At 73.7% G+C, this 13,384-nt stretch carries 13 protein-coding genes; 3 read left to right on the forward strand and 10 right to left on the reverse strand.

Going from position 1 to position 13,384, the window contains the following annotated elements; all coding sequences use genetic code 11:
* Nucleotides 1-21: 21 nt before the first annotated feature.
* From pyrF to pyrR, 7 genes are read right to left on the reverse strand one after another with little or no spacing between them, the layout of a single operon-like run.
* Nucleotides 22-828, reverse strand: a complete 807-nt coding sequence (gene pyrF, locus DQ239_RS05370) for an orotidine-5'-phosphate decarboxylase (RefSeq protein ID WP_113833397.1) — start codon at nt 826-828, stop codon at nt 22-24.
* Nucleotides 825-2,177 (reverse strand): dihydroorotate oxidase, encoded by a 1,353-nt coding sequence (locus DQ239_RS05375; RefSeq protein WP_113833398.1) that lies wholly within the window; start codon nt 2,175-2,177, stop codon nt 825-827. The genes pyrF and DQ239_RS05375 overlap by 4 nt, the downstream gene beginning before the upstream one ends.
* Nucleotides 2,174-5,473, reverse strand: a complete 3,300-nt coding sequence (gene carB, locus DQ239_RS05380) for a carbamoyl-phosphate synthase large subunit (RefSeq protein WP_113833399.1) — start codon at nt 5,471-5,473, stop codon at nt 2,174-2,176. Before carB ends, DQ239_RS05375 begins: the two co-directional genes overlap by 4 nt.
* A complete protein-coding gene (carA, locus tag DQ239_RS05385) occupies nt 5,466-6,575 on the reverse strand; it encodes a glutamine-hydrolyzing carbamoyl-phosphate synthase small subunit (RefSeq protein ID WP_113833400.1) in 1,110 nt (369 codons plus the stop codon). The genes carB and carA overlap by 8 nt, the downstream gene beginning before the upstream one ends.
* Nucleotides 6,572-7,861: a dihydroorotase gene (locus DQ239_RS05390; RefSeq protein ID WP_113833401.1), complete on the reverse strand. Its 1,290-nt coding sequence runs from the start codon at nt 7,859-7,861 to the stop codon at nt 6,572-6,574. The genes carA and DQ239_RS05390 overlap by 4 nt, the downstream gene beginning before the upstream one ends.
* Nucleotides 7,858-8,778, reverse strand: coding sequence for an aspartate carbamoyltransferase catalytic subunit (locus DQ239_RS05395; protein ID WP_113833402.1), 921 nt, complete (start codon nt 8,776-8,778; stop codon nt 7,858-7,860). Before DQ239_RS05395 ends, DQ239_RS05390 begins: the two co-directional genes overlap by 4 nt.
* On the reverse strand, nt 8,775-9,398 hold the full coding sequence (gene pyrR, locus DQ239_RS05400; RefSeq protein ID WP_113833403.1) for a bifunctional pyr operon transcriptional regulator/uracil phosphoribosyltransferase PyrR: 624 nt from the start codon (nt 9,396-9,398) through the stop codon (nt 8,775-8,777). Before pyrR ends, DQ239_RS05395 begins: the two co-directional genes overlap by 4 nt.
* A 237-nt stretch (nt 9,399-9,635) precedes the next feature.
* On the opposite strand from pyrR, the gene DQ239_RS05405 reads away from it, so the two are divergent.
* Nucleotides 9,636-10,193, forward strand: coding sequence for a transcriptional regulator (locus DQ239_RS05405; RefSeq protein WP_113833404.1), 558 nt, complete (start codon nt 9,636-9,638; stop codon nt 10,191-10,193).
* Between the two features lie 17 nt (nt 10,194-10,210).
* On the opposite strand, the gene DQ239_RS20560 is transcribed toward DQ239_RS05405, so the two are convergent.
* On the reverse strand, nt 10,211-10,531 hold the full coding sequence (locus tag DQ239_RS20560; protein ID WP_348519323.1) for a GNAT family N-acetyltransferase: 321 nt from the start codon (nt 10,529-10,531) through the stop codon (nt 10,211-10,213).
* A 30-nt stretch (nt 10,532-10,561) separates the two neighbouring features.
* Complete coding sequence (locus DQ239_RS20565) at nt 10,562-10,747, reverse strand: hypothetical protein (RefSeq protein WP_199582693.1); 186 nt, start codon at nt 10,745-10,747, stop codon at nt 10,562-10,564.
* A gap of 155 nt (nt 10,748-10,902) precedes the next feature.
* Between DQ239_RS20565 and DQ239_RS05415 the strand changes: the two genes are divergently transcribed.
* Together DQ239_RS05415 and DQ239_RS05420 are read left to right on the forward strand one after the other, a co-directional pair.
* Nucleotides 10,903-11,856 (forward strand): ABC transporter ATP-binding protein, encoded by a 954-nt coding sequence (locus DQ239_RS05415; RefSeq protein WP_113833405.1) that lies wholly within the window; start codon nt 10,903-10,905, stop codon nt 11,854-11,856.
* Nucleotides 11,853-12,899, forward strand: a complete 1,047-nt coding sequence (locus DQ239_RS05420) for an ABC transporter permease subunit (protein WP_113833406.1) — start codon at nt 11,853-11,855, stop codon at nt 12,897-12,899. The genes DQ239_RS05415 and DQ239_RS05420 overlap by 4 nt, the downstream gene beginning before the upstream one ends.
* Nucleotides 12,900-12,975: 76 nt before the next feature.
* On the opposite strand, the gene nusB is transcribed toward DQ239_RS05420, so the two are convergent.
* Complete coding sequence (nusB, locus tag DQ239_RS05425) at nt 12,976-13,383, reverse strand: transcription antitermination factor NusB (RefSeq protein ID WP_091769638.1); 408 nt, start codon at nt 13,381-13,383, stop codon at nt 12,976-12,978.
* Nucleotide 13,384: the final 1 nt, after the last annotated feature.

A 13,384-nucleotide genomic window follows, 5' to 3' on the forward strand; every position in this document is an offset into this window, starting at 1 on the left:
GCGACACGCCGGGGACGGTTCCTAACCGGCCAGTTCGGCGGCCCACCGCTGCGCGGCCCCCCGCAGCGCGGCGGTGTCCGGACCGGCCGCGAGGACGTCCCGCGAAACGGTCGGCACGACCACGGTGCCGGCGCCGAACAGCCGTCGCAGGTCCGCAGGCGTTCCGCCCTGGGCACCGAGGCCCGGCGCGAGGACCGGCCCGTCCAGCCCGGTGAGGTCGACGTCCAGCTCGCCCAGGGTGGCGCCGACGACGACGCCGAAGGAGCCGGCCGGCGTCCCGGCGTTCCACCCGCGCACGGTGTCCACGACCTGCTGGGCCACCGACGGCTCCCCGACGAGCTGCAGCGTGCCCGCGTCGGGATTGCTCGTCCGCGCCAGCACGAACAGCCCGCCGCCGTGCGCGCGCGCGATGCCCACGGCCGGCTGCAGCGAGCCGGGGCCGAGGTAGGGGCTCACCGTCATGGCGTCCACGGCCAGCGGGTGCTCCGGGCGCAGGTAGTCGGCGTAGGCCTCCATCGTGGAGCCGATGTCGCCGCGCTTGGCGTCCAGCAGCACGAGGGCACCGGCGGCCCGGGCCCGCGCGACGCCGTCCTCCAGGACCGCCAGCCCCCGGGAGCCGTGCCGCTCGTAGAACGCCGCCTGCGGCTTGAGGACGGCGACCGTGCCGGCCAGCGCGTCGACGACGGCGTCGGTGAACCGCGCCAGCCCCTCGGGCGAGTCCGGCAGCCCCCACTTCGCCAGCAGCGGCGGGTGCGGGTCGATGCCCACGCACAGCGGCCCGCGGGCGGCGACGGCGGCGGCGAGCCGCTCTCCGAAGGGTGCGGTCACGGGTCCTCCACGGATCGGGGCAGGGTGGTCCCCAGCCGGGCGACGCACGCGGCCGCCAGGAAGGGGTCGGCGAACGCGCCCGCCGCGGACTGGACCGCGTCGGCGCCGGCGGCGAACAGCGCCGCGAACGACTCCGGGTCGGTGACCCCGCCCATGGCCAGGACGTCGAAGGGCACCCCGCCGGCCGCGCGCAGCGCCACCAGCCGCCGGGTGAAGTCCAGCGCCGGCTCCCGCACGGCGATGCCGGAGAGCCCCGCGAGCTCGCGGCCGGGGAACGTGGGGGTGCCGTCGGTGCGCCGCACCCGGCTCTGCACCGTGTTGATCCCGGCGATCCCGTCGACCAGCGGGGCCAGCCGCGGCACGAGGGCGGCGAGCCGCTGCTCGTCCAGCCAGGAGAGCTTGGCGACCAGGCCGGTGCGGTCGTCCAGGGCGCGGCGGACGTGCTCGACCACCGCGACGGTGGCGTCGGCGTCCAGGCACAGCGGCGGCTTCACCCCCGTCGCCGAGCGGTCGAGGGTGTTCGGGCAGGAGAGGTTCAGCTCGACCACGGAGGCCCCGGCCTCCTCGGCCAGGAGCGCGGTGCGGGCGAAGTCCTCCGCGAGGTCGTCCCCCTCCCCCATGACGCTCACCAGCAGCAGCTGCTCGTCCCCGACGGCGGCCACGGCACGCGCCAGGTCGGCCATCCACTCCTCCGGCTCCGGCGAGGGGACGCCGAAGGAGTTGACGCTGCTCACCGCCGGCGAGCCGGGCTCGACCCAGTCCCACGGATCGGCGACGACGTCGGCGTCGGCCCCCGGGGCCAGGCTCGCCGTCTCCCGGGCGGCGAAGACCCAGTTCGGCTGCTCGTTGGGCGGGTGCGCCCGGCTGCGCACCGTCTTGTAGGTGAGCACGTTCCAGCCGTTGGCCACGTTGTGCCGCACCCACGCCTCGCTGCCGTTGAGCACGCACGCCGGGACGCCGATCGGGAAGCCGACCGTGCGCCCGAGCAGCGGCCAGCGCCGGCTCCCCGCGGTCGGCCGACCAGGCAGCACCGGGCCGAGCGGCCGCGCCAGGTTCTCCCGGAACCCGCCCAGGACGTCGTAGGCCGGCGTGGGCAGCCCGTGGTCGGCGAGCAGGTCGGACCGGCGGGCGAAGAACAGCACCCGGCCCAGCAGCGGCAGGTCGGCATCCCCGACGTCCCCGGACGCCAGACGCCCGGCGAGGTCGGCGACGTCGGCGGTCAGGGCGTCGAGCTCCGGCCGCGGCGGCTGCCCGAAGCGGGTGACCCCGGCGAGGAACGCCGCGGGCAACTCCTCTACCAGGCCACGGGCCACCAGGTCCTCGCGCAGCCGCCGGACCGGGGAGCTCACGCCTGCGACCCGGCCGCCAGGGCCGCGTGCACCTCCTGGAGGCTGCGCACGCCGATCCCGCCCAGCCGGAGCGCCTCGATGCCCTGCACCGCGGCGGCCATGCCCTGCACGGTCGTGATGCACGGGATGCCGGCCGACACCGCGGCCGTGCGGATCTCGTAGCCGTCCAGCCGCGGGCCGCTGTTGCCCGGCGACCCGAACGGCGTGTTCACGACCATGTCGACGTCGCCGGCCAGGATCGCCTCGACGACGTTGCCCGGGCCCTCGCTGAACTTGCCGACCACCTCCGCGGCCACGCCGTTGCGGCGCAGCACCTGCGCGGTGCCGGTGGTGGCCAGGATGCGGAAGCCGAGGTCGGCCAGCCGCTTGACCGGGAAGATCGCGCCCCGCTTGTCGCGGTTGGCCAGCGAGACGAAGACCGTGCCGGCCGTGGGCAGCGACCCGTAGGCGGCCGCCTGCGACTTGGCGAAGGCGGTGCCGAACTCGGTGTCCAGGCCCATGACCTCGCCGGTGGACTTCATCTCCGGGGAGAGCACGGTGTCGACGCCGTAGCCCTCGACGGTGCGGAAGCGGTGGAACGGCAGGACCGCCTCCTTGACCGAGATCGGCACGCCCTCGGGGAGGTCGGTGCCGTCGCCGGTCGCCGGCAGGACGCCCGAGGCCCGCAGCTGGGCGATGGTCTCCCCCACCGCGATGCGGGCCGCGGCCTTGGCCAGCTGCACCGCCGTCGCCTTGGAGACGAACGGCACCGTGCGGCTGGCCCGGGGGTTGGCCTCGATGACGTAGAGGATGTCGTCCTTGATCGCGTACTGGACGTTCATCAGCCCGCGGACGCCGATCCGCTCGGCCAGCTTCTCGGTCGCCGCCCGGATCTTGAGCAGGTCCGCGGAGCCCAGCGTGATCGGCGGCAGCGCGCACGCCGAGTCGCCGGAGTGGATGCCGGCCTCCTCGATGTGCTCCATGACCCCGCCCAGGTAGAGGTCGGTGCCGTCGTAGAGGGCGTCCACGTCGATCTCGACGGCGTCCTCCAGGAACCGGTCCACCAGCACCGGGTGGTCGACGCTGACGTCGGTGGCCTTGGCGATGTAGGCCTCGAGGGTGGCGTCGTCGTAGACGATCTCCATGCCCCGGCCGCCGAGCACGTAGGAGGGCCGGACCAGCACCGGGTAGCCGATCTCGGAGGCGATGGCCCGCGCCTCGGCGAAGGTCGTCGCCATCCCGTGCTTGGGGGCGAGCAGGCCGGTGTCGGAGAGCACCCGGCTGAACGCCCCGCGGTCCTCGGCGTCGTCGATCGCCTCGGGCGAGGTGCCCAGCACCGGCACCCCGGCGTCCTTGAGCCGCTGCGCCAGGCCCAGCGGCGTCTGCCCGCCGAGGGTGCAGATGACCCCCGCGACCGGGCCGGCGGCGCGCTCGGCCTCGACCACCTCGAGCACGTCCTCGAAGGTCAGCGGTTCGAAGTAGAGGCGGTCGGCGGTGTCGTAGTCGGTGGAGACGGTCTCCGGGTTGCAGTTGACCATCACCGCCTCGTAGCCGGCGTCCTGCAGGGCCATCACGGCGTGCACGCAGGAGTAGTCGAACTCGATGCCCTGCCCGATCCGGTTGGGCCCGGAGCCCAGGATGAGCACCGCGGGCTTCTCGCGCGGCTCGACCTCGGTCTCCTCGTCGTAGGAGGAGTAGTGGTACGGCGTGCGGGCGGCGAACTCGCCGGCGCAGGTGTCGACGGTCTTGTAGACCGGCCGGATGCCCTGCCGCCAGCGCAGCGACCGGACGCCGTCCTCACCGGCGAGCTCCGGGCGCAGCGCGGCGATCTGCCGGTCGGACAGCCCGTGCCGCTTGGCCCGGCGCAGCACCTCCGGCGTGAGGGACGGCGCGTCGCGGACCTCCTCGCCGACCTCACGGACCAGCGCGATCTGGTCGACGAACCACGGGTCGAAGCCGCTGGCCTCCGCGACCTGCTCGACCGTCGCGCCGGCGGCCAGGGCCTGCTCGGCGGTGTACAGCCGGCCGTCGACCGGCGTCCGCAGCGCGTCGAGCAGTTCGTCGGCGGACCGGTCGTCCGGAGCCCCGGTCCAGAACCCGGCGACCTTCGTCTCGGTCGAGCGCATCGCCTTGCCGAGGGCCTCGGGGAAGCTGCGGCCCATCGACATGACCTCGCCGACGCTCTTCATCGTCGTGGTCAGCCGCGGGTCGGCGCCGGGGAACTTCTCGAAGGCGAACCGCGGGATCTTCACCACGACGTAGTCCAGCGTCGGCTCGAACGCGGCCGGGGTGACGCCGGTGATGTCGTTGGTGATCTCGTCGAGCGTGTAGCCGATGGCCAGCTTCGCCGCGATCTTCGCGATCGGGAAGCCGGTGGCCTTCGACGCCAGCGCGCTGGAGCGGGAGACGCGCGGGTTCATCTCGATGACGACCAGCCGGCCGTCGGCGGGGTTGACGGCGAACTGGATGTTGCAGCCGCCGGTGTCCACGCCGACCTCGCGCAGCACGGCGATGCCGACGTCGCGCATCTTCTGGTACTCGACGTCGGTGAGGGTCATCGCCGGGGCGACGGTCACCGAGTCGCCGGTGTGCACGCCCATCGCGTCGATGTTCTCGATCGAGCAGATGACGACCACGTTGTCGCTGCGGTCGCGCATGAGCTCGAGCTCGTACTCCTTCCAGCCCAGCACCGACTCCTCGATGAGGACGGTGTGCACCGGGGAGTCGGCGAGCCCGTGGGTCGCCATCCGCCGGAGCATCGCCTCGTCGGTGGCGAAGCCCGACCCCAGCCCGCCCATGGTGAAGCTCGGCCGGATGACAACCGGGTAGCCGACCTCCTCGGCGGTGGCGATCGCCTCCTCGACGGTGGCGCAGACCCGCGAGCGGGGGGCGTCGGCGCCGACGGAGCGGACGATGTCCTTGAACAGCTGCCGGTCCTCGCCGCGGTTGATCGCGTCGACGTCGGCGCCGATGAGCTGGACGCCGTACTTCTCCAGCACGCCGTTCTCGTAGAGGCCGATGGCGATGTTGAGCGCGGTCTGCCCGCCGAGGGTGGCCAGCAGTGCGTCGGGGCGCTCCTTGGCGATCACCTTCTCGACGAACTCCGGGGTCAGCGGCTCGACGTAGGTGGCGTCGGCGACCTCGGGGTCGGTCATGATCGTCGCGGGGTTGCTGTTGACCAGGCTGACCCGCAGCCCCTCGGCGCGCAGCACCCGGCAGGCCTGCGTGCCGGAGTAGTCGAACTCGGCGGCCTGGCCGATGAGGATCGGCCCGGAGCCGATGACCAGGACGTGCTTCAGGTCGGTGCGCTTAGGCACTGCGGTTCTCCTCCATGAGGTCGACGAAGCGCTGGAACAGGGGCGCCGCGTCGTGCGGCCCGGCGGCCGACTCGGGGTGGAACTGCACGCTGAACGCCGGCGTCTCCAGCAGCCGCAGCCCCTCGACGACGTCGTCGTTCAGGCCGACGTGGCTGACCTCCACCGGCCCGTACGGGGTGTCGGTGGGCCGGTCGAGCGGGGCGTCGACGGCGAACCCGTGGTTGTGGCTGGTCACCCGCACCGTGCCGCTGACCCGGTCGAGCACCGGCTGGTTCAGGCCGCGGTGGCCGAACTGCAGCTTGTAGGTGCCCAGGCCCAGGGCCCGGCCGAGGATCTGGTTGCCGAAGCAGATGCCGAACAGCGGACGGCGGGCGTCGAGCACACCCTTGACCGCCTCCACCGCGTAGTCGGCGGCCGCCGGGTCGCCCGGGCCGTTGGAGAGGAACACCCCGTCCGGGCCCGCGGCCAGCAGCTCCTCGGCCGTGGCCGTCGAGGGCAGCACGTGGGTCTCGACGCCGAGCGCGGCCAGGTGCCGGGGCGTGGCCGTCTTGATGCCCAGGTCGAGGGCGGCGATGGTGAACCGCTTCTCCCCCACCGCCGGGACGACGTAGGCCTCGCCGGTGCTCACCGTGGGCGCGAGGTCGGCGCCCTGCATGCTCGGCGACGCGGTGACCCGCGCCAGCAGCTCGTCGGCACCCAGCTCGGTGCTGATGCCCGCCCGCATCGCCCCACGGTCGCGCAGGTGCCGGGTGAGCGCGCGGGTGTCGATGCCACTGATGCCGACGATCCCCTGGGCGACCAGCTCGTCGTCGAGGGTGCCGGTGGCGCGCCAGTTCGACGTGCGGCGGGCGGGGTCGCGCACCACGAAGCCGGCCGGCCACATGCGGCGGCTCTCGTCGTCCTCGCCGTTGACCCCGGTGTTGCCGATGTGGGGGGCCGTCATGGTGACGATCTGACCGGCGTAGCTGGGGTCGGTCAGCGTCTCCTGGTAGCCGGTCATGCCGGTGGCGAACACCGCCTCGCCCACCGTCGTCCCGACCGCGCCGTACGCCTCGCCGCGGAACGTCCGTCCGTCCTCCAGCACGAGGATTGCCTGACTCACCGTGTCGCCTTTCCGTCCAGAACGGTCGCCGTCCCCCGCAGGAACGTCGCGACGATCCGGCCGGGGACCTCCCGGCCGGCATAGGGGCTGTTGCGGCTGCGACTGGCCAGGGCCGCGGGGTCGACCGCCGCGCGCGCGGCCGGGTCGACGAGCACCAGGTTCGCGGGCTCGCCGGGAGCGAGGGGCCGGCCGTGGCCGTCGAGGCGGCCGATCGCGGCGGGGCGCACCGACATGCGGTCGGCGACACCGGCCCAGTCGAGCCGGCCGGGCTCGACCATCGTCTCGATCACGACCGCGAGCGCCTGCTCCAGCCCCAGCATGCCGGGCCGGGCCTGCGCCCACTCGCTCTCCTTGTCCTCCACCGCGTGCGGGGCGTGGTCGGTGCCGACGGCGTCGATCGTGCCGTCGGCCAGCCCCGCCCGGAGCGCCTCCACGTCGGCGTCCGTGCGCAGCGGCGGGTTGACCTTGAACACCGGGTCGTAGCTCTCGGCGCAGGCGTCGGTGAGCAGCAGGTGGTGCGGGGTGACCTCCGCGGTCACCTGCACGCCTCGGGACTTCGCCCAGCGCAGGATCTCCACCGACCCCGCCGTCGACACGTGGCACACGTGCAGCCGCGCGCCGACGTGCTCGGCGAGCAGCACGTCGCGGGCGATGATCGCCTCCTCGGCGGCCGCCGGCCAGCCGGTGAGCCCGAGCCGCGCGGAGCGCTCGCCCTCGTGCATCTGCGCGCCGACCGTGAGCCGCGGCTCCTCGGCGTGCTGGGCGACGACGCCGTCGAAGGCCTTCACGTACTCCAGTGCGCGCCGCATGAGCGCGGGGTCGGCCACGCAGTGCCCGTCGTCGGAGAAGACCCGCACGCGGGCGGCGGAGTCGGCCATCGCGCCGAGCTCGGCCAGCCGCTCCCCCTTGAGCCCGATGGTCACCGCACCGACGGGGACGACGTCGACCAGCCCGGCCTCCTGCCCGAGCCGCCAGACCTGCTCGACGACGCCGGCGGTGTCGGCCACCGGGTCGGTGTTGGCCATCGCGTGCACCGCGGTGAACCCGCCCAGCGCGGCGGCGCGGCTGCCGGTCTCCACGGTCTCGGCGTCCTCGCGGCCGGGCTCGCGCAGGTGGGTGTGCAGGTCGACCAGGCCGGGCAGCGCGATCAGGCCGGCGGCGTCGACCACCTCGGCGCCGGTCGCCGAAAGCTGGTCGCCGATCGCGGCGATGCGGCCGTCGGCGACCAGCACGTCGACGGCGTCGCCGCCCAGGGGCCGGGCGCCCTTGATCAGGTAGTGCGTCACTGGGGAGAGCCTCCGAGCAGCAGGTAGAGCACGGCCATGCGGGTGGAGACCCCGTTGGCGACCTGCTCGACGATCGTGGAGCGGGCGGAGTCGGCGACGTCGGCGGCGATCTCCATCCCGCGGTTCATGGGGCCGGGGTGCATGACGATCGCGTCGTCGGGCAGCGCGCCCATCCGCCGGGCGTCCAGGCCGTAGCGGCGGCTGTACTCGCGGGCGCTGGGGAAGAACGAGGCGTTCATCCGCTCGGCCTGCACCCGCAGCATCATCACCACGTCGACCTTGGGCAGGACGGCGTCCAGGTCGTAGGAGACCTCCGCCGGCCAGCTGCCGACGCCGACGGGCAGCAGCGTGGGCGGGGCGACCAGCGTGACCTCGGCGCCCAGGGTGTGCAGCAGGCCGACGTTGGAGCGGGCCACCCGGCTGTGCAGCACGTCGCCGACGATCGCCACCCGCACGCCCTCGAGCCGGCCCAGCCGCCGCCGGATGGTGTACGCGTCCAGCAGCGCCTGCGTCGGGTGCTCGTGGGTGCCGTCGCCGGCGTTCACCACGCTGCCGCGCACCCAGCCGGCCAGCCGGTGCGGCGCCCCCGACGAGGAGTGCCGGACGACGACGGCGTCGGCGCCCATCGCCTCCAGGGTGAGCGCGGTGTCCTTAAGGCTCTCGCCCTTGGACACGCTGCTGCCCTTGGCGGAGAAGTTGATGACGTCGGCCGACAGCCGCTTGGCCGCCAGCTCGAAGGAGATCCGGGTGCGGGTGGAGTCCTCGTAGAAGAGGTTCACCACGGTGCGCCCGCGCAGGGTGGGCAGCTTCTTGACCTCGCGGCCGCTGAGCGCCTGGTCGATCTGCGCCGCGGTGTCCAGCACCAGCGTCGCGTCGTCCCGGTCGAGGTCGGCCGCCTCCAGCAGGTGCCGCTTCATCGCGCTACCTCGTCGCTCACCAGCACCTCGTCGACGCCGTCGATCTCGGCCAGCCGGACCGACACCTTCTGGGTGCGCGAGGTGGGCAGGTTCTTGCCCACGAGGTCGGCCCGGATCGGCAGCTCGCGGTGTCCCCGGTCGACGAGGACCGCCAGCTGCACGGCCCGGGGCCGGCCCACGTCGCGCAGCGCGTCCAGCGCGGCCCGGACGGAGCGGCCGGAGTACAGGACGTCGTCGACGAGGACGACGAGCCGGTCGTCGATGCCGCCGGCGGGCAGCTCGGTGGGCTCCAGCGCACGCACGCCGCGGCGCCGCAGGTCGTCGCGGTAGAGCGTGATGTCGACGGCGCCGACGTCCACGCGCACCCCGGAGAACGCCTCGATGCGGGCGGCCAGGCGGCGCGCCAGCGGGGCGCCGCGGGTCGGGATGCCGACCAGGACCAGTCCGGCGAGGCCGGCGGTGGCGTCGTCGGCGGGAGCATCGGTCGCGCACCGCTCGATGAGCTGGTGGGCCATCCGGTCGACCATGCGGGCGACGTCGGCGGCGGAGAGCACCGGACCCGGGGTGGGGTCGCCGACCGAGGGCGCCGCGTTCCGGACAGGCTGGGCAGAGCTGGCCATCAGGCCTCCTTCCCCGCCTCACGGGACGGGTCGTTAAAGGAGTGGGTGGACCTGTCCCGACGGTACTGCACGGCCCGGAGCGGTCCGGTCCCGGTGCGGAACCCCAGGTGGGTGGGCCGGCGCATCCGCACGATCGTGGGGCAGCACGCCCGACCGGGTGTTGCGGGCGGGCATCGACCAGTACGCTCAGTGACGATCACGACCTATCCCAGACGACGCACAGTGAGCAGGAACGCGATGAGCACCGACTACTCACGGGCCCTGGGCGCCCGGCTCCGCGCCATCCGCAACCAGCAGGGCCTGTCCCTGCAGGGCGTGGAGGACAAGTCCCACGGCCGCTGGAAGGCAGTCGTCGTCGGCTCCTACGAGCGCGGCGACCGCGCCGTCACCGTCCAGCGCCTGTCCGAGCTGGCCGTCTTCTACGGCGTGCCGGTCTCCGAGCTGCTGCCCGACCCGCGGCCCAGCTCCGCCGTCACCTCCAGCAGCAAGATCGTGCTGAACCTGGAGTCGCTGGGCTCGCTCCCGGCCGACGAGGCCGGCCCGCTGGCCCGCTACGCCTCGACCATCCAGGCGCAGCGCCACGACTACAACGGCAAGGTCCTCTCCATCCGCGCCGAGGACCTGAAGTCACTGGCGATCATCTACGACATGAGCCCGGACGAGCTCACGTCGCGGCTGATCGAGTGGGGTGTCATCTCCTCCGGCATGGACAGCGTCGTGGGCTTCGGCGGGCCCGACGACGAGGACGACGAGGAGCTCGACCCGAACTGGGAGCGCCGCCGCTCCCCGCGCTGACCCGGAGCTCCCCGTCCTCAGAGCCGTCTCGTGGCGAACAGGGTGGTGCCGTGGACCGGGTCCACGTCCCTCCGCCCGGTCTCGGTGAACCCGAGCTTCGCCAGCACCCGGCGAGACGCGGTGTTCCAGTCCCAGACCGTGGCCCACAGGCGCCCGTACCCGGACGATCTCGCCCGGTCCACGACCGCCCACGAGGCCTCGGTCGCATATCCCTGACCCCAGACCCGGCGGAGCAGCTCGAACGCCAGTTCCAGTTGGCCGTCCGCCCCGCGTCCGCTGTCGATCAGCCCGCAGTAGCCGACGACGTCCCGAGTGGACCTCCGCTCCACCGCCAGCAACCCGGTCGACGACGGCCGGGCGGCGCAAATTCACTCCTCGAGGTCCGCCAGCGTGGGGCGTCCCTCGGCGTCGATCCGGCGGTGCGGCGGCACCCGTGGATCGCGTTCGGTCCACAGCTCGCGCTGGACGACGGCCTCCGCCACCCGCCACGGTCGGAGCACCAGGCGGTCGGTCTCGAGCACGACCTGGCCACCCGGGGTCACGTCACCGGCCATGACCGCGACCCTTTCACGGTCTCCAGTCCGGCGACCCCGTCGTCGTTGCGCTCCGTGACCGATCCGACACGCGCCCCGGACGGCGCTCGCGCGCGCTCCGTTGTGCCAGTCTGCTGCCACCCGCGGCGCTGGGCCTCGGAGCAGGGAGGTCACCCATGCCGGCCGTGCAGCTGACCGCGGTGTCCAAGAGCTATCGACGCCGTGGGCGCCCTCCGCAGAAGGCGCTGGACAACCTGGACCTGCTCGTCGAGTCCGGTGGCGTGCATGGCTTCCTCGGCCCGAACGGCTCGGGCAAGACCACCACCATCCGGGTGCTGCTCGGCCTGGTGTCGGCCGACCCCGGCGGCGGTGAGATCCGGCTGCTCGACCAGCCGGTGCCCGACGGTCTCCCCGACGTGATCGGCTCGGTCGGCGCTCTGGTCGAGACGCCGCTGTTCTTCCCCGGCCTCTCCGGCCGGCTCAACCTCCAGCTGCTGGCCGAGGCCGCCGGGGTCTCGAAGGCCCGCGTCGAGGAGTGCCTGGAGCTGGTCGACCTCTCCGGCCGCGCCGACGACCGCTTCAAGGGCTACTCCCTCGGCATGAAGCAGCGCCTCGGCATCGCCGCGGCCCTGCTCAAGGCCCCGCGCCTGCTCATCCTCGACGAGCCCAGCAACGGCCTGGACCCCGCCGGCATCCGCGACGTCCGCGAGCTCATCCGCCGCCTCGGCCGCGACGGGCACACCACCGTGCTGCTCTCCTCGCACCTGCTCGCCGAGATCCAGCAGGTCTGCGACTCGGTCTCGATCCTCGCCCGCGGTCGCTGCGTGGCCTCCGGCCCGGTCGGCGAGGTCCTCGCCAGCCGCGGGAGCGGCGACGTCCTCGTGCAGATCGCCGACCCCGCCGCGGCCGCCGCCGTGCTGCAGGGCGCCGGCTTCTCCGTCTCCCCCGCCGACGGCGCCCTGATGGTCCACTCCGTCGCCGCGCCCAGCGACATCACCCGCGTCCTGGCCGGGTCCGGCCTCTACCTCGAGGAGCTGAGACGGGTGACCCCCGACCTGGAGAGCGCCTTCCTCGCCATCACCGGCGACCAGCCGCACGACGGCCCGGCCGCCCCCGGGATCCCGGCGTGAGCGCCGTCGTGGAGCAGCCCGGCGCGCCGGTGGCCCAGCCCACCGTCCACCGGGCCAGCTTCGGCAGCCTGCTCCGGTCGGAGGCGCACCGCTTCCGCTCGCGGCGCTTCATCCAGCTCCTGCTGGTCCTCGCCGTGGTCGGCTGGGTGGTGTCCACGGTCATCGGGCTGCTGAACTACGGCACGCCCGACGACGGCGACCTGGCCGACGCGCAGGCCCGGCTCGACGAGATCGTCGCCGAGCAGCAGGTTTTCTACGAGGAGTGCCTCGAGGACGCGAACGTCCCCGACGACACCACTCCCGAGGAGTGGTGCGGGCCCGCGCCCACCGCCGACAACTTCGGCGGGCCCGAGGCGTTCCTCGACAAGGCCCCGTTCGACTTCGGCGAGGCCGGCACCAGCGGCGCGCTGGGCGTCGCCGCGCTCGCCGCCGCGCTGGCCGTGGCCATCGGCGCCACCTGGATCGGCGCGGAGTGGTCGTCCCGGACGATCGTCGCCCTGCTCTTCTGGGTGCCGCGGCGGCTGCAGGTCATGGCGGCCAAGCTGACCGTGCTCGTCGCCGCCGCCGCCCTGTTCGGGGTGCTGACGCAGGCCGCCTGGCTGGCGACGGCCGGCATCTGGGAGGCGCTGGTGGGCGGCCCGGACGCCCTGCCGGAGAACTTCTGGAGCGCGCTGCTGCAGACCCAGGGCCGGGGCGTGCTCCTCGTCGTCCTGGCCGCCGTGCTCGCGTTCGGCCTGACCAACGTGGTGCGCAACACCGGGGCGGCGCTGGGCATCGCGTTCGTCTACACCGCGATCGTGGAGAACATCCTCCGGGCGCTGCGTCCGCACTGGGAGCCGTGGCTGCTCACGTCGAACGCACTGGGCCTGGTCCAGCAGGGCGGCTACACGATCACCTACTGGAACGACGGGCCGATCGGGCCCGACGGCAACCCTCCGGAGTACTACCTGGGGCCGCTGCAGGCCGGCGTCTACCTGGGCCTCGTCGCCGTGGTGCTCGCCGCGGTCGGCGCGGTGCTGTTCGCCAAGCGCGACTTGCACTAGACGGGCGCCGACCAGGTGCGCTGATGCGTCATTCCGATCGTCGGGATGACGCATCGGCGCACCATGTCGGACGGGCTCAGGCGGTGGGGACCTCGGCGGCCAGGATCGCGCCCAGGACGCCGTTGACGTAGGCCGGCGAGTCGTCGGTGGACAGCGTCTTGGCCAGCTCCACCGCCTCGTCGATCACCACGGCGTCGGGGACGTCGTCGGCCCACAGCAGCTCGTAGACCGCCATGCGCAGGATCGCGCGGTCGACGTCGGGCAGCCGGTCGATCGACCAGCCCGACGCGTGGGTGTCGATCAGCTCGTCGATGCGCCGGGCGTTCTCGTCGAAGCCCTCCACCAGGCGGATGGTGTGCTCGGGCACCGGCGGGTTGCCGTCGGCCACCCGTTCACCGAGCAGCTCCCGACGGTTCCGGCCCCGGACGTCGGCCTCGTAGAGGACGTCGACGGCGCGCTTGCGCGCCTTCGACCTCGCAGCCACG

Origin of the sequence: Blastococcus sp. TF02-09 (assembly GCF_003319105.1) — a bacterium.
GTDB lineage: Bacteria > Actinomycetota > Actinomycetes > Mycobacteriales > Geodermatophilaceae > Blastococcus.